The organism is Paracoccus sp. R12_2, assembly GCF_017744015.1.
Lineage (GTDB): Bacteria > Pseudomonadota > Alphaproteobacteria > Rhodobacterales > Rhodobacteraceae > Paracoccus.
Genome location: NZ_JAGHRA010000006.1, coordinates 17,831 through 33,693, shown reverse-complemented (window position 1 = coordinate 33,693; position 15,863 = coordinate 17,831). Strand labels below are relative to the sequence as shown.

The 15,863-nt window shown below is 63.4% G+C and carries 16 protein-coding genes; 14 read left to right on the top strand and 2 right to left on the bottom strand.

Translation table 11 applies throughout. The features are described from left to right. Nucleotides 1-8 precede the first annotated feature (8 nt). The 13 genes from J7359_RS08990 to J7359_RS08930 all read left to right on the top strand — a co-directional run bounded on the left by J7359_RS08990 (nt 9) and on the right by J7359_RS08930 (nt 12,358). A complete protein-coding gene (locus tag J7359_RS08990; RefSeq protein WP_209056307.1) occupies nt 9-1,700 on the top strand; it encodes a DUF3696 domain-containing protein in 1,692 nt (563 codons plus the stop codon). Then, the gene (locus J7359_RS08985; RefSeq protein WP_209056306.1) at nt 1,700-2,626 is read left to right on the top strand and encodes a hypothetical protein; all 927 of its coding nucleotides are present in this window, start codon (nt 1,700-1,702) and stop codon (nt 2,624-2,626) included. The genes J7359_RS08990 and J7359_RS08985 overlap by 1 nt, the downstream gene beginning before the upstream one ends. Nucleotides 2,627-2,841: 215 nt before the next feature. Then, nucleotides 2,842-3,825 carry a P-type conjugative transfer ATPase TrbB gene (gene trbB / locus J7359_RS08980; protein ID WP_209056305.1) on the top strand — a complete coding sequence of 328 codons (984 nt, stop codon included), beginning with the start codon at nt 2,842-2,844 and terminating at the stop codon, nt 3,823-3,825. Next, complete coding sequence (locus tag J7359_RS08975; RefSeq protein ID WP_209056304.1) at nt 3,822-4,148, top strand: TrbC/VirB2 family protein; 327 nt, start codon at nt 3,822-3,824, stop codon at nt 4,146-4,148. Before trbB ends, J7359_RS08975 begins: the two co-directional genes overlap by 4 nt. After that, nucleotides 4,148-4,417 carry a VirB3 family type IV secretion system protein gene (locus tag J7359_RS08970; RefSeq protein WP_209056303.1) on the top strand — a complete coding sequence of 90 codons (270 nt, stop codon included), beginning with the start codon at nt 4,148-4,150 and terminating at the stop codon, nt 4,415-4,417. Before J7359_RS08975 ends, J7359_RS08970 begins: the two co-directional genes overlap by 1 nt. A 4-nt stretch (nt 4,418-4,421) precedes the next feature. Continuing rightward, nucleotides 4,422-6,902 carry a conjugal transfer protein TrbE gene (trbE, locus tag J7359_RS08965; protein ID WP_209056302.1) on the top strand — a complete coding sequence of 827 codons (2,481 nt, stop codon included), beginning with the start codon at nt 4,422-4,424 and terminating at the stop codon, nt 6,900-6,902. After that, complete coding sequence (gene trbJ / locus J7359_RS08960) at nt 6,886-7,668, top strand: P-type conjugative transfer protein TrbJ (protein WP_209056301.1); 783 nt, start codon at nt 6,886-6,888, stop codon at nt 7,666-7,668. The genes trbE and trbJ overlap by 17 nt, the downstream gene beginning before the upstream one ends. Before the next feature lie 4 nt (nt 7,669-7,672). Continuing rightward, nucleotides 7,673-7,942: a putative entry exclusion protein TrbK-alt gene (gene trbK-alt, locus J7359_RS08955; RefSeq protein ID WP_209056300.1), complete on the top strand. Its 270-nt coding sequence runs from the start codon at nt 7,673-7,675 to the stop codon at nt 7,940-7,942. 4 nt (nt 7,943-7,946) lie between these two features. After that, nucleotides 7,947-9,233, top strand: coding sequence for a P-type conjugative transfer protein TrbL (gene trbL, locus J7359_RS08950; protein ID WP_209056299.1), 1,287 nt, complete (start codon nt 7,947-7,949; stop codon nt 9,231-9,233). Further along, complete coding sequence (gene trbF / locus J7359_RS08945; RefSeq protein WP_209056298.1) at nt 9,233-9,916, top strand: conjugal transfer protein TrbF; 684 nt, start codon at nt 9,233-9,235, stop codon at nt 9,914-9,916. Before trbL ends, trbF begins: the two co-directional genes overlap by 1 nt. Continuing rightward, nucleotides 9,913-10,893 carry a P-type conjugative transfer protein TrbG gene (gene trbG, locus J7359_RS08940; RefSeq protein ID WP_209056297.1) on the top strand — a complete coding sequence of 327 codons (981 nt, stop codon included), beginning with the start codon at nt 9,913-9,915 and terminating at the stop codon, nt 10,891-10,893. Before trbF ends, trbG begins: the two co-directional genes overlap by 4 nt. An 86-nt stretch (nt 10,894-10,979) precedes the next feature. Continuing rightward, nucleotides 10,980-12,089: a TrbI/VirB10 family protein gene (locus tag J7359_RS08935; RefSeq protein WP_209056296.1), complete on the top strand. Its 1,110-nt coding sequence runs from the start codon at nt 10,980-10,982 to the stop codon at nt 12,087-12,089. After that, nucleotides 12,086-12,358 (top strand): DUF2274 domain-containing protein, encoded by a 273-nt coding sequence (locus tag J7359_RS08930; RefSeq protein ID WP_209056295.1) that lies wholly within the window; start codon nt 12,086-12,088, stop codon nt 12,356-12,358. The genes J7359_RS08935 and J7359_RS08930 overlap by 4 nt, the downstream gene beginning before the upstream one ends. Nucleotides 12,359-12,682: 324 nt before the next feature. On the opposite strand, the gene J7359_RS08925 is transcribed toward J7359_RS08930, so the two are convergent. Both J7359_RS08925 and J7359_RS08920 read right to left on the bottom strand, forming a co-directional pair. Further along, nucleotides 12,683-13,024 (bottom strand): YnfA family protein, encoded by a 342-nt coding sequence (locus J7359_RS08925; protein WP_140197623.1) that lies wholly within the window; start codon nt 13,022-13,024, stop codon nt 12,683-12,685. Next, nucleotides 13,021-13,461: a helix-turn-helix domain-containing protein gene (locus J7359_RS08920; protein WP_045681275.1), complete on the bottom strand. Its 441-nt coding sequence runs from the start codon at nt 13,459-13,461 to the stop codon at nt 13,021-13,023. Before J7359_RS08920 ends, J7359_RS08925 begins: the two co-directional genes overlap by 4 nt. Before the next feature lie 92 nt (nt 13,462-13,553). Between J7359_RS08920 and J7359_RS08915 the strand changes: the two genes are divergently transcribed. Then, on the top strand, nt 13,554-15,785 hold the full coding sequence (locus J7359_RS08915; protein WP_247740289.1) for a heavy metal translocating P-type ATPase: 2,232 nt from the start codon (nt 13,554-13,556) through the stop codon (nt 15,783-15,785). The last annotated feature ends 78 nt before the right edge of the window (nt 15,786-15,863 follow it).

Below are 15,863 nucleotides of genomic sequence, written 5' to 3'. Positions count from 1 at the left end.
AGAGTGTCATGCGACTAAGCCGGATCGAAATCGAAAACTTCAAGGGTGTTGGCGCCAAGCAGGTCATTGAGCTACGGCCAATCACGCTGTTGTTCGGCCCGAATAGCGCGGGCAAAAGCACGATTCTTCAGGCGTTGCACTATGTTCGCGAAATCCTAGAGAGGAAGAACCCCGATCCGGATCAAACGATTGCGGGCGGCCTGATAGATCTCGGCGGTTTCAAGAAGCTGATCCATAACCATGATCTCTCGAATTCGATGACGATCAAGCTGGTCATTGATTTGTCCGGAGATCAGGGTAATGAACGGCTGCCAATCAACAACGGAAATTCGCTCGGTGATCCTGAGTTTGAAAGTCTGCGCATCCGCTACATCGTTGGCGAGAACACCGATCTGAAGGAGTACGCTGTTGTCCAAGAGATCGGTGTCTCCCTACAGGTTCAATGGAGTGACTTGATCAACGCGCCTTATGTTTCGGTCTTGATTGTCGAGATGGATGGCGAAAACATCGCCTCAATCAAGTCTCCACCGCAAGCTGGGCAGGCGCAGCTAACCGACTTCAACTTCCAGCATCCACTTTTGCAGGAATATGTGGATGCAGACGACGAAGTACCTGAAGGCCTTGCTGAAGGCGACCCACTCGGCACCAAATTGGGGATCGAGATTTGGGAACTATCAAGAGATATGGCGAGATCAGCTGACTTGAAAGGCATCAGCGAATTTCGCATCGCCTCTTCGTCCGTGATTGGCGCTCTGCCGGATATAAATAAGCCCTGGGCACTGGAACTGCGCGATCCGGAACCAAAGAAGCTGGAACTGGAAGGCAACACGCCGCGAGTGCGTGGCCTATCCTTATTGCTAGATGAATTACTTTTGGGACCTCTGCGCATTGCACGCGACTACCTTTCGGAGATGACCTACATCGGTCCGCTCCGGCACATCCCTCCAAGGGCTTTCCGACCCCAGGTTTCACCTGATGAGGGGCGTTGGGCACAGGGCCTCGCGGCCTGGGATCTTCTCTATTCAGACAAGCAGGGCAGATTGCTTAGCGAAGTGAATGCCTGGCTGAGTGGTAAGGACGGTCTGGGAACGAGTTACGAGATCGCGAAGTCGGAGTATCTGGAAATACCGGTCTCAAGCCGGATCGATCAGTTGTTCAAACGCGGCATCAGCGAAGACGACATCGGAGAACTGCAGGAAGAGTTCCAGAAGCTTGGATCGCGTACCGAGGTTGTTTTGCGTGACGTGGTGAAAGGCATTGATGTTGCCCCAAGCGATGTCGGCGTTGGCATCTCTCAGGTGATCCCTGTCGTCGTCGCTTGCCTTCGCGACAAGGATGGCATTCTGGCAATCGAGCAGCCCGAACTTCACATACATCCGGCAATTCAGGTCGGGGTCGGTGACCTTTTCATTCATGCTGTAGTGCCCGGCGAGCAATCGTTCGGTTCAGGCAAAACCCTCCTTGTCGAAACCCATAGCGAACACATCATGCTGCGGCTCCTACGCAGGGTGCGGGAGACCACCGAAGGAGAACTCCCGCCAAGAAAAAATGCACTAAAGCCCGATGATCTCTCCGTCATATACGTCGAAAATACCGAAAATGAAGTGCATTTTCGCCGCCTTCGCGTTGATAGAGACGGTGATTTCTCTGACCGGTGGCCAGATGGGTTCTTCGAAGAACGGGCGGAGGAACTGTTCTGATGCATCTTGAATATGCAGTCGAACCAGAAGCGCTGACTGCAAACTGGGAACGATTCCGGTATTTGATTGAAAAATTTGGCTTCGACAAAGGGCGTCTAATTTCTCGATTTCCGAAAAAGTGGGAGGCTTCCGTGTACGAGCTGGTCAAAAAATCTGACATGAGCGATGGCGAGAAGAAGAAAGCTGTGGAAAAACTACGAATGGCCAAACACGTCGCCGTCGTCAGATCGGGCAGATTGTATCAGCCAGAAATATCTTGGCTCTTGAACGCAGCTCAACAACCAGTCGGCTCAGAGTTCCACGCGATCTTAGCATCTGAGAATCCAAATAATTTCAATAATGTCATAGTCGCCAGCGAACTGGATGATGGACATCCGCTTTTCACTGTTTCAACCTCAATCAATGTTCCATTGAATGACGAGGGGATATCGAACTCAATCTGGCCCACGATGTCTCAAGCGAAGAATATTGCAATTGTTGACCCGTATTTCCAAGTAACAACAACACGCTATGCGAGCCCGTTAATTCTCACATTGCAGAAAATGCACTCAGCCGGCGCGCGGGAAAAAGTAGTACATATTCATTGCCGTAATGGTGGAGAACCTGACAGACAAGCGTTCTCTCAGAACATTCTAGCACTCTTTGAAAATCGTATTCCCGAAAGCTTTAAGATAAAAATTTTCGAGTGGGAACGCCGTCAAGGTGGACCGAATTTTCACGTCAGGTGCGTATTGTGTGACTGTGGGGGAATTCAATCGGATGCTGGATTTGGCTCATCTAATGCGGGTGATGTAACACTCATGACGTTGTTGTCGACACCAACCATCGAAGCGATGTTATCACGTTTCAACCCAGAGTCACCAGCTTATGAATTATGTAGACCTCCAATCACAATTTTCGATGATTGCACAATAGACTTTGGCTAGGCCTTCTTTACATGAGACGGAGCAAGATTTTGCTCGCCGAACTAAAGCCAGCATGAGACCAAACTCCAGGTCGTCTCAGCCAGTATTGACTTATGGGTGCAAAGTGCACTTACCCTGCCTTTGCACGCTATAACTCTACTACGCCTTCACTGCTGTTGCCCGTAACCAAATAACGGTCTTCTTGATCGGTCTCGTGATCCATCGCGAGGCCAACCATGACCGTTACCCCTTTCAAAACCGAAACGTCTTCCCGCGGCGCACGCATGTTGCGCACCGCCCTTGGGCCTGGCATCGGCGCCTGGCTCGAAGATGCGGGCGTCATCGAGGTGATGCTGAACCCTGACGGGCGGCTCTGGGTTGACCGGCTGGCCGATGGGCTCAGCGACACTGGCGCGGTGCTGTCTCCCGCCGATGGCGAGCGCATCATCCGGCTTGTCGCCCATCATGTCGGGGCGGAGGTCCATCCCGCGGCCCCGCGTGTTTCGGCTGAATTGCCGGACACGGGCGAGCGCTTCGAAGGTTTGCTGCCCCCAGTGGTTTCTGCACCCACATTTGCCATTCGCAAGCCCGCCGTCGCGGTATTCACGCTTGAGGATTATGTTTCCGGCGGGATTCTCACGGCCGATGCCGCTCGTCACCTGCGCGGGGGAGTCACCAGCCGGGCCAATATTCTTGTCGCGGGCGGGACCTCGACCGGCAAGACGACCCTCACCAATGCGCTGTTGGCGGAAGTTGCCAAAACCTCGGACCGCGTTGTCCTGATCGAGGACACGCGTGAACTGCAATGCCTGACCCCCAACCTCGTGGCTCTCCGCACCAAGGACGGGGTCGCGACCTTGTCCGATCTCGTGCGCGCGTCGCTGCGGCTGAGGCCTGATCGCATCCCCATCGGCGAGGTGCGCGGGCCGGAAGCGCTGGACCTGCTCAAGGCCTGGGGCACCGGCCATCCGGGCGGGATCGGCACGATCCACGCCGGGTCCGCCATCGGCGCGCTGCGGCGGCTCGAACAGCTAATCCAAGAAGCGGTTGTCACCGTCCCGCGCGCGCTGATCGCAGAAACCATCGACCTGATCGCCGTTCTGTCCGGACGGGGGGCCGAGCGTCGCCTCTCCGAGTTGGCGCGTGTCACCGGCCTGACCGCCTCCGGCGATTACGCCCTCACCCCCCTTTTCCCATCAACACAAGGAAGCCATCCATGACCCTTCTGCCATCATTTCGCACAGCCCTTGGCGCAACCGCCCTCGGCCTCGTAGCTTTTGCCCTGCCCGAGCCAGCGCTCGCCGCCGGGTCCGGCATGCCATGGGAAGCCCCCTTGCAAACCATCCTCGAGTCGATCGAAGGCCCGGTCGCCAAGATCGTTGCTGTGATCATCATCATCGTGACTGGACTGACGTTGGCCTTCGGCGACAGTTCAGGAGGGTTCCGGCGGTTGGTGCAGATCGTTTTCGGGCTGTCCATCGCCTTCGCGGCCTCGAGCTTCTTTCTCTCCTTCTTCTCCTTCGGCGGCGGGGCGCTGATCTGATGGAGAACCCCACCGATATTCCCGGCTATTTCGCGCCAGTGCACCGCGCCCTGATCGATCCGATCCTTTTGGCCGGTGCCCCCCGCACGATCGCCATTGCCAATGGCACGCTGGCGGCCGCCATCGGGCTCGGCCTGCGGCTCTGGCTCGAGGGCCTCGCATTTTGGCTGGTCGGCCACCTCCTCGCAGTCTGGGCCGCAAAGCGAGACGCGCAAATCGCCGAGGTGGTGCGGCGGCATCTCCGTTACCCGTCCTGGTTCGGGGTCTGAGCCGATGATGCGTCTGGCCGAATACCGCTCCAAATCCGCTCTTCTGGCCGATTTTCTGCCTTGGGCTGCTTTGATCGCGCCCAGCGTCATCCTGAACAAGGATGGCAGCCTGCAACGCACAGCGCGGTTTCGGGGGCCGGATCTGGATTCCGCCACGCCCGCCGAACTGGTCGCCACTTCGGCCCGGCTGAACAGCGCGCTCCGGCGGCTTGGTTCCGGCTGGGCTGTCTTCGTGGAAGCGCAGCGGATCCCGGCACTGGATTACCCCGCCTCCGAGTTTCCCGATCCGGTCTCAGCCCTTGTCGATGCCGAACGCCGCGCGCAATTCGAAGAAGCGGGTGCACATTTCGAGAGCGCATATTTCCTGACGTTGGTCTGGATGCCGCCCGCGGATGACGCGAGCCGTGCCGAAGGTTGGTTGCTAGAGAACGCACCGGATCGCAGCACCAAGCCACGGGACTTGGTCTCCAGCTTTGTCAGCCGCGCAGACCGGTTGATTGATCTGCTGGACGGGTTCATGCCGGAGATCGCCTGGCTCTCCGATGCCGAGACCCTGACCTACCTGCATTCGACCGTTTCGACCCGGTGCCAACACGTCCGCGTACCTGAGGTACCGATGCAGCTCGACGCGGTGCTGGCCGATGATCCTCTTGTGGGTGGGCTGACACCCCGGCTCGGCGCCGCGCATCTCAAGACCCTGACCATCATCGGGCTGCCGAGCGCAACATGGCCCGGGCTGCTTGATGAGTTGAACGGGCAAGGCTTCGCATATCGCTGGTGTACCCGCGCGATCTGCCTCGACAAGACGGATGCTGCCCGGGTGTTCACCCGCATTCGCCGGCAGTGGTTCGCCAAGCGCAAATCGGTGGCTGCAATCCTCAAGGAGGTGATGACCAACGAAGCCTCGACCCTGCTCGACAGCGACGCGGCCAACAAGGCGGCGGATGCCGACGAGGCGCTGCAGGAACTCGGCGCCGATGTGGCGGGCGCGGCTTACGTAACCGCCACGATCACCGTCTGGGACGAGGACGCAGCAGCCGCCGAGGCCAAGCTCAAGGCCGCCGAGAAGATCGTGCAGGGGAGGGATTTCACCTGCATCCCAGAAACATTGAACGCGCTCGAGGCCTGGCTCGGCTCCCTGCCCGGCCATCTCTATGCCAATGTCCGTCAGCCACCCATCTCGACCCTCAACCTCGCCCATATGATCCCAATCTCGGCAGTCTGGGCGGGGCCAGATCGGAACGACCATCTGGACGGCCCGCCACTGTTCCACGCCGAAACCGACGGTTCGACCCCGTTTCGCTTCTCCACACATGTGGGCGACGTCGGCCATACCTTGATCGTCGGCCCGACCGGGGCGGGCAAATCGGTCCTGCTAGCGTTGATGGCGATGCAGTTCCGCCGCTACCCCGGCGCGCAGGTCTTCGCCTTCGATTTCGGCGGCTCGATCCGCTGCGCCTCGCTCGCCATGGGCGGCGATTGGGAGAACCTCGGCGATGCACTGTCGGGCGACGATCCCGCCGTGCAGCTGCAGCCACTCGCTGGGATCGACAAGGCGTCGGAGCGTGCCTGGGCGCAGGACTGGCTCGCGGGAATCCTCGGGCGTGAAGGCGCGACGATCGACCCTGCCGCGCGGGACCATCTCTGGTCGGCACTGACCTCACTCGCCTCGGCCCCGCGCGAGGAACGCACGCTGACCGGCCTCTCGGTCCTGCTGCAATCAACCGAACTCAAACGCGCGCTGAAGCCCTTCTGCCTCGGCGGGCCTTTCGGTCGGCTTATGGATGCTGAGGCCGAAGACCTGGGCAGCGCCGAGGTGCTCGCGTTTGAGACCGAAGGGCTGATCGGTTCCCCCGCCGCACCCGCCGTGCTGGCATATCTCTTCCACCGGATCGAGGCGCGGCTCGACGGACGTCCCACCATGATCCTGATCGACGAGGGCTGGCTTGCGCTGGATGACGCCAATTTCGGCGGGCAGCTCCGCGAATGGCTGAAAACGCTGAGAAAGAAGAACGCTTCGGTGATCTTCGCCACCCAATCGCTTGCCGATATCGACGGGTCCCTCATCGCGCCTGCCATCGTCGAGAGCTGCCCCACGCGGATCTTCCTTCCCAACGAGCGCGCCTTCGAACCCCAGATCGCCCGGATCTACCAGAACTTCGGGCTGAACGACCGCCAGATCGACATTGTCGCCCGCGCGACGCCGAAGCGCGACTACTACTGCCAGTCGCGGCGGGGCAACCGGCTCTTCTCGCTGGGCCTCGGCGAGGTGGCGCTGGCCTTCACCGCCTCCTCCTCCAAGGCCGATCAGGCCGCAATCAGCAATCTTATCGCCACCCATGGCCGGGACGGCTTCGCTGCCGCCTGGCTGCGTCATCGCGGTCTTGATTGGGCCATCGACCTGCTCGGGCCCGACATCGCACCAGCCGATCCGACACCCCCTCACCCTGACCAGAAGGAGACAGAACATGACCCGCAATCCTGAGCGCCCAGCCCGGCCCCGCAAACTCGCCGCCGCATTGATGGCCAGCGCCCTCGTCCTGACACCGGTTCTATCGACACCGGCCCAAGCCTTCTTCTTCGGTGGTGGCGGGCGGATCGTCTACGACCCGCGGAACCACGCCGAAAACATCCTCTCGGCCGCCCGCGCGCTGGAACAGATCAACAACCAGATCGCGCAGATCCAGAACCAGGCGCAGATGCTGATGAACGACGCGCTGAACCTTGCAAACCTGCCGCATTCCTCGCTGGCGCAGCTGCAGGACGCCATCGGTGAAACCCAGCGCCTCTTGGCCGATGCCCAGAGCCTCGCCTTCGACGTGGCCACCATCGAACAGGCCTTCGCGCAGGACTACGGCGCTGCCGCAGCGCAAGGTGATTTCGACGCGATGATCGCCGGTGCGCGCGAGCGGTGGGAGACCTCCGTCGCGGGCTTCGAGGACGCGTTGCGCGTGCAGGCCGGGGTCGTGGGCAATATCGACGGCGCGCGAACTCAGATGGACGCACTCATTCGCGAAAGCCAAGGGGCCGTCGGCTCCATGCAGGTCGCGCAGGCCGGGAACCAGCTCCTGGCGCTGCAATCAACGCAGATCGCCGATCTGACGGCCGCCATCGCCGCGCAGAACCGGGCCGAAGCGCTGGAAGCCGCCCGCATCGCCTCCGCCGAGGCGCAGGGCCGCGAGAACCTCGCGCGGTTCCTCGATTACGGCGGCGGCTACTCCCCCGGCACAGTACGGCTGTTCGAGGAGTAAGCGCATGGCCCTCGACACCCCGCGAACTCTGCGCCTTGTCGCTTTCGGTATCGGCGGCCTTGCCGCCCTCGCCGCCGTGGTCGAACTGACACGCACGGTCCTGCCCTCCGACACCGGGCATGTGGTCAGGGATGACGCCTTGCGCAGCACGCTTGCGCATTGCCGTGACCTGACGCCCGAAGACTACGCCACCGACACCGAATGCCGCGCCGCCTGGGAGGCGGCCCGGCAGCGCTTCTTCGATCTGGCGCCAGAGCCGGCCGGGACGGAGTGAGGTAATGGGCGGCGTCAGTGTCATCGACCGGTTTCTCGAGGTCTTCGCCTCCTACATCGATTCCGGCTTCGGCCTTCTCGGCGGCGACGTCGCCTTCCTCGCCACCACGCTGATCGTCATCGACATCACGCTGGCCGCCCTCTTCTGGGCCTGGGGCGCGGATGACGACATCATCGCCCGGCTGGTGAAAAAGACCCTCTTCGTCGGGGTCTTCGCCTATATCATCGGCAACTGGAACACGCTGGCCCGGATCGTTTTCGACAGTTTCGCGGGCCTTGGCCTCGTCGCCACGGGCGGCACGATCTCCGCCGGTGAACTGCTTCAGCCGGGGCGCATCGCGCAGGTCGGGCTCGAGGCCGGCCAGCCAATCCTCGCCTCCATCGCCGAACTCTCCGGGTTCGTCGCCATCTTCGAGAACTTCATCCAGATCGGGATCCTGTTCTTCGCCTGGCTGGTGGTCCTGCTGTCGTTCTTCATCCTCGCAATCCAGCTCTTCGTCACGCTGATCGAATTCAAGCTGGCTACGCTGGCGGGCTTCATCCTCGTGCCCTTCGGCCTCTTCAACAAGACCGCCTTCATGGCCGAACGCGTGCTGGGCCTCGTCATTTCTTCGGGTGTCAAGGTGCTGGTCCTTGCCGTGATCATCGGCATCGGCTCCACCATCTTCAGCGAGTTCACCGCCGGGTTCGCGGGTGAACCCACGATCAACGACGCCATGTCGGTGGTCCTTGGCGCACTGGCGCTCCTCGCCCTCGGTATCTTCGGCCCCGGCATCGCCAATGGCATCGTTTCGGGTGGGCCGCAGCTTGGCGCAGGCGCCGCGGTCGGCACCGGCATCGCCGTGGGCGGGGCTGCCGTCGCCGGTGTGGCCGGGACCCGGATGGCCCTTGGCACTGGCGGTGCCGCCCTGCGTGGTGCCAGTGCGGTTGGCAGCGGAACCGCCACTGCATACCAGCTTGGTGCCGCGTCCCGCAGCACAGCGATGGGCAAGTCCGTCGGTGGCGTGGCCGCTATTGGCAAAACCGGCGCCGTCGCCGCGTTCAGCCCGCTCCGGCGCGCGATCTCGGAAGGCGCGCAATCCGGTGCCCGCACCGCCTATGCGGCCACCGGTGGTCGCTTTGCAGGCGGCGCGATGCCCTCCTCTGCCAGTGATGGCCCGCCCGACTGGGCGCGCCGGATGAAGCGCCAGCAATCCCTTCAACACGGCCTCTCGACCGCCGCTCATGCCCTCCGCTCCGGCGATCATGGTGGCGGCGGCACGGTCGTCAGCCTCTCCGAAAGGTCCTCCTGATGTTCCGACGTCCCAGTGTCCGCTACGGCACCACGCCCGAGCCCGTCACCCCCTATCAGAAGGCCGCCCAGGTCTGGGACGAGCGGATCGGCTCGGCCCGCATCCAAGCCCGCAACTGGCGCCTTATGGCAATTGGCTGCCTTGCCCTGTCGGCCGGGCTCAGCGCAGCGCTCGCCTGGCAATCGACGCGCAGCAGCGTCGTCCCTTACGTGGTCGAGGTCGACAATCTCGGTGCGGCCCAAGCCGTTGTCCCGGCGCTGGCCGAGTATCGCCCCACCGATCCGCAGATCGCCTGGCATCTCGCCCGCTTCATCGAGCATGTCCGGCAGGTCCCGGCCGATCCGATCGTGCTGCGCCAGAACTGGCTTCGTGCCTACGATTTCGCCACGGATCGCGGCGCTGTCGCGCTGAATGACCATGCCCGGGTGAACGATCCCTTCGCGCAGGTCGGCGACACGCAGATTTCCATCGAGGTCTCGAGTGTCATTCGCGCCTCGGACACGAGCTTCCGCGTCTCCTGGATCGAGCGGCGCTACGAGAACGGTCAGCTCGCCACAACCGAACGCTGGACCGCCATCCTGACCGTCGTGATCCAGCCCCCGCGCGATGCAGAGCGCCTGCGGGCAAACCCGCTCGGCGTCTATGTCCATGCCATCAACTGGTCGAGGGAGAATGCCCAATGACCCGACTGCGCCCCATCCCCGTTCTTCTCCTCGCGGCCACCGCGCTGACCGCCTGCACGGGGCAACGTCCGCCCGAAATCGCCTATGACGACCACGTTCCGGCCCTCGCTCCGCCGCCGGCACCGCCTCCAGCCGAGGGGCCGCCCCGCCCGGTTCACACGCCGCCAGCCTGGACGCCCTCCCGCGGCGGCGATCCGGAAGCGGATACGCCCGAGGCGCGCATCATCGCCGCCAATGCCGCCGCCCGTGTCGAACCCCGCCAGCAGGGCTATTACAACGCCATGCAGGTTTTTCCGTGGAGCGAGGGCGCGCTCTACCAGGTCTATGCAGCACCCGGGCAGATCACGAATATAGCGCTCGAACCCGGTGAACGCCTGACCGGTCCCGGCCCGATTGCGGCGGGCGACACCGCGCGCTGGATCATCGGCGACACCACCAGCGGCGCGGGTCGCACCGAGCGCGTCCATATCCTCGTGAAACCCACCCGCCCCGACATCTCCACCAATCTCGTCGTCAACACCGACCGGCGCACCTATCACATCGAGTTGCACGCCGACGAGGAAACCTGGATGCCCAGCGTCGCATGGGCCTATCCAGAGGTGCGAACCACGCCCCGCGCCCCGACCGTCCGCCGTCCGGCTATCCCGCCCGAGGCCGAGCGGCACTACCGCTATGGCCTGCAGGGCGACGCCCCACCCTGGCGGCCGGTCTCGGTCTTCGACGACGGGCGCCGTGTCTATGTCGTCTTCCCGCCCGGCATCGCCCAGGGCGAAATGCCTCCGCTCGTCGTGATCGGCGCGGATGGGCGCGGCCAGATCGTGAACACCCGCGTGCTCGGCAACCTCCTGATCGTGGACCGGCTGTTCGGGGCTGCAGAACTGCGTCTCGGCGAAAGACAACAGCAGGTCGTGCGGATCGTGCGGACGGATGGCGATCAGCGCCCGCTGCCTGCGCCCCAGCCAGAGGTGGAGCGATGACACAAGTCCCTGATATGCAAGAGCCGCCACGGACCGAGGAAGACATCGCCCAGGAGCTTCGCCTCAGGCCCGATCCGCCCCGTGTCATGCGCCTGTCCCGCCGAGCCATTGCCCTTGCCACCGCAATCGGCGGCCTTGGCCTTGGCGCGATCCTGATCGTGGCCCTGCAGAACAACCGGCAGGAGGGCACCCAGACCGAGCTCTTTTCCACCGAACGCATTCAGGCAGCCGAAGGGCTGTCGACACTACCTCGGGATTACGCCGATGTCCCGCGTCTCGGTCCGCCCTTGCCCGGTGAGCTGGGCCGCGCCATCCTTGGAGCGCAAGATCGCGGCCAGCCGGTCCCGGCACCGCCCCTTTCCGGTCCGTTGGCCCCCACAGTCGATCCGGAGGAACAACGCCGCCTTCAGGAACTCGACGCCGCCCGGCTGAGCGCCCTTTTCTCGGAGGCGCAAACCGTGCCCCGCGGCGGAGCACAGGCCACACCGACGCCCCCCGCAACCGGCGCGCTCTTCCCCTCCACATTGGGCAGCCCGACGGCAAATGATCCTATTTCCGGCCGGGAGGCGTTCCTGACCCGTCCCGGAAACACAGACACCGTCAGTGCGCAGCGCATGGTGCCGCCACTCAGCCCCTACATCCTGCAGGCCGGAACGGTTATCCCGGCTGCCCTGATCACCGGTCTCCGCTCGGACCTTCCCGGACAAATCTCGGCTCAGGTGACTGGAGACGTCTATGACAGCCCGTCGGGGAGGTACCTGCTGATCCCGCAAGGCGCTCGACTTCTGGGAGAATACGACAGCCGCATCGCATCCGGGCAAAGCCGCCTGCTTCTGGTCTGGACCCGCCTCATCCTTCCGGATGGTCGCTCCATTGTGCTGGAACGCGCGCCCGGCACGGACGGAACAGGCGCGTCCGGCCTGCAGGACCGGGTCAACTATCATTGGGGTCGCGTCTTCCTTGCCGCTGGCCTCGCCACGATCCTGAACCTCGGCCTGGAAAGCGGGGCCGACAGCGAGGATGACGTCGCCCGCGCCATCCGCGAGGCCGCGCAGGACACGATCGGACGGACCGGGGACGAGATCGTTCGGCAGCAGCTCGCCGTCCCGCCGACGCTGACCATCCGCCCGGGCTTCCCCGTCCGCGTCATGGTCACGCGCGACCTGATCCTCGAGCCTTTGGGAGAAATAAGATGACGAAGCTGAAGCTTGGCCCGATCCATGACGACAAGCCGGTCAAGCTGACCGTCGAACTTCCCGCCGATGTGCACCGTAACCTTTGCGACTACGCGGCTGTCCTGGGCCACCAGACCGGACAGGATCTTGAGCCCGCCCGCCTCGTCGCACCGATGCTCGAACGCTTCATGGCCACGGACCGCGGGTTCGCTGCAGCGCGCAAGACGGGATCGCGGGCGAACCGCAAGAAGCCAGACCCACCGAAGCCACTGGATTCCGATCAGGGCTAAGTATCTGAGAAATCGTAAGTCTCTTGGCGAATCGCATTGCACACGGATCGCACATCGGTCCGCCCTACCCGCCTCAGGTTGCTAGGGAGTCGGTCCGATCCTCCAGAGGCGAGCCTAACTGCTCTTTGTCGATTTTCGGCTGGCAGACTGCCGGAGGGGATGGGTCTGACGTCCAACCTTCTCCAGTATAAGTCATTGATTTTATTTGATATGCACAGCTGCTACGCTGGAAGAGCGGGAGTCCGTCCGCAAAGGTTGGCTCTATCGTGATGTCGGCAACGATGAGCGGCAGTCGGCTGCCTTGATCTTGGAGAGCACCCCCGATCATCCACCAGCCGCCCTCGGCGCCAACAGGATGACGGCCGCACCGGCGAGGCAGATTGCGGCACCTGTCAGGTCCCAAGTGTCCGGGCGCTGCTTCTCGATGAGCCACAGCCAGAGGAGCGAGGCTGCGATATAGACCCCGCCATAAGCTGCGTAGGCCCGCCCCGCAAAATCGGAGGGGGCAAGGGTCAGGAGCCAAGCGAAGACGGCCAGGCTCAGGAGGCCGGGGACCAACCAGAGCGCGCTCGCGCCTTGCCGCATCCATGCCCAGACCGCAAAGCAGCCCGCAATCTCGGCCAGAGCGGCACCGATGTAGATGGCGAGGGTGCCGGGTGCGTTCACGATGCCGCCTCGCTCTCCGGATGCTGGTGATCGGTTGCGCAAAGCGAATGGTCGCCCAGAACTTCAATGACCCGGCAATCGGCAATCCGACCGCCTGCACATTGCACGACCATGCGCTCAAGTTCGCCTTTCAGCGCAGTCAGGCGCGCAAGGCGGCTTTCAACCTCGGCCAGCTGCGCCCTGGCGATGACATCGGCGGCTGCGCAGGATTGATCGGGTCTGTCAGAGAGACTCAGAAGGTCTCGGATAGCGTCCAGCGGAAAACCGAGCTCCCGCGCATGGCGGATGAAGGCTAGCCGATCCAGTGCCGACTGCCCATAGAGCCGCTGGTTCCCGGCACTGCGATCTGGCTCCGGCAGGAGCCCGATCTGCTCGTAGTAGCGGATCGTCGGAACCTTCACGCCGGCCGCTTCGCCCAATTTTCCGATGGTGAGCATCAGATTTCCTCTTGAAGCTATAGCTACTAGAGACCTTAGGTTCCCGACTCAGCAAATACAATGTTGCCCGCTGGGCGGGTTGGAAGGGCGTGATGACGGCGAACGACAGTGCAACCTACGAATGGACGGTTTCCGGGATGGACTGTGCGTCGTGCGCCGGCAAGGTCCGGGGTGCGGTCGAACGCCTGCCTGGCGTGAGCGACGTCGATGTGGCGCTGATGACCGAGCGGCTTCGGCTGACTCTGGATGAAGGGCAGACCCCTCGCAACCAGATCGAAGCAATCGTCAAGCGGCTCGGCTACGGGATCGCGGCGAAAGGATCGAGCCCCGATCGGAAAGGCTTCGTGCTGCCGGACGATGAGCAAGCGTCCCGTGCGGACGGCTCGCGAGATGCCGCAGGACTCGAGCCCAACGCTGGATCGACAGGGCCCGAGAGCGGTCCCGGGCCCGGTTCGCGTTGGTATCAGACCGCGAAGGGCAGACTGGTGATCGGCACCGGTCTCCTCCTCGCGGCGGCATGGGCCGTGAAACTGCTCGCCTCCCAGGATGTGGCAACGTGGGCATTCATCCTCGCGACGCTCATTGGTGTCGCCCCTATCGCACGCCGCGCTGTCGCGTCCGCCAGAGTGGGGATGCCGTTCACGATCGAGATGCTGATGACAATCGCCGCCAGCGGCGCGCTCGTCATCGACGCCGCCGAGGAAGCGGCGCTCGTCGTCTTCCTCTTCGCCGTCGGGGAGGTTCTCGAAGGTGTTGCGGCGAACAAGGCCCGCGACGGGATCCGGGCGCTCGCTCGTCTGGTGCCGAAGACCGCGATCCTGGAGATCGGCGGCCGGACTCGGGTGATACCGGCCGACCAGCTGCAGGTGGACCAGATCGTTCTGGTGCGCCCGGGCGACCGGGTCCCGGCAGATGGCGAAGTCATCGAGGGCACCTCGGGCGTCGATGAGAGCGCCGTCACGGGCGAGAGTGTGCCGAAGCTGAAGGAACCCGGTGCCTCCGTCTTTGCCGGCTCCATCAATTCCGAGGCGGCGCTGCGTGTTCGGGTCACCAAGTCGGCCGAGGACAACACCATTGCCCGTATCATCCGGCTGGTCGAGGAAGCGGAAAGCGCCCGGGCCCCGACCGAGCGCTTCATCGACCGTTTCAGCCGCATCTACATGCCGGCCGTCGTCGGAGTTGCGGTGCTGGTGGCCATCGTCCCGCCCCTCGCGTTCGGGCAAGGCTGGGATACGTGGATCTACCGGGCGCTCGCGCTTCTCCTGATCGGATGCCCCTGCGCGCTGGTGATCTCGGTACCGGCTTCCATCGCCTCTGCGCTTTCTTCAGGCGCGCGTCGCGGGCTGCTGATGAAAGGAGGCGCCGTGATCGAGGCCGCGGCGGCCACCACGCATGTCGCATTCGACAAGACCGGAACCCTGACCAACGGACGGCCGCGCGTCACGGACGTGGTGCCGATCTCGGGATCGGAGACAGAGGTGCTGGCGCTGGCTGCCGCCGTCGAAGCGGGGTCGAGCCATCCTCTGGCGGAGGCGATCCTGTCCCGCGCGGAAGCTGCGGGAGCGCCGTTCCTGGCCGCGACCGCCGCCAAAGCGCTTCCGGGCAAAGGGGCCGAAGCAGTCGTTGAGGGTGAAACCGCCTGGGTGGGCTCTCCACGGTTCGCCGGGGAGCGCGGTGTGTTGGACGACCACGCGCTCGGGGCGGTGGTCGGCATGGAAGATGAAGGCAAGACAGTCGTCGCGGTCTTCCGCCGGAGCCAGTTGGTCGGACTCGTAGCGCTCCGGGACGAACCCCGAGAGGATGCCGCCCGCGCGGTGCAGCAACTCAAGGCGCTTGGCATCGCGTCTGTGATGCTGACCGGCGACAACCGGCGCACGGCAGCAGCCATTTCCGCTGGGCTGGGCATTGACCATCGCGCCGAATTGATGCCCGAAGGCAAGGTCGCGGCGATCCGTGAGATGACCGCCAGGGACCGCGTGATGATGGTGGGCGACGGCATCAACGATGCCCCTGCGCTCGCCACCGCCCACATCGGAGTTGCCATGGGCTCCGGAACGGACGTCGCGCTTGAAACCGCCGACGCCGCGATCCTGCGCAATCGCGTGACCGATGTGGCCGGCAAGGTTCGCCTTGCTCGCGCAGCCATGGCGAACATCAGGCAAAATGTGGCGATCGCGCTCGGCCTTAAGGCGGTGTTTCTGGTGACGACGATCCTCGGCATTACCGGGCTGTGGATCGCGATCCTTGCAGATACCGGCGCGACGGTGCTCGTCACACTGAATGCGCTGCGGCTTCTTGCGTTTGATCCGGAACGTGAGGCCTGAGATCAGATCATCGGCAGGGCGATGGTTCCGCTGCCATGCGGCAGGGCCGAGCGCTGAGAACATAAACCTCGGGGTACT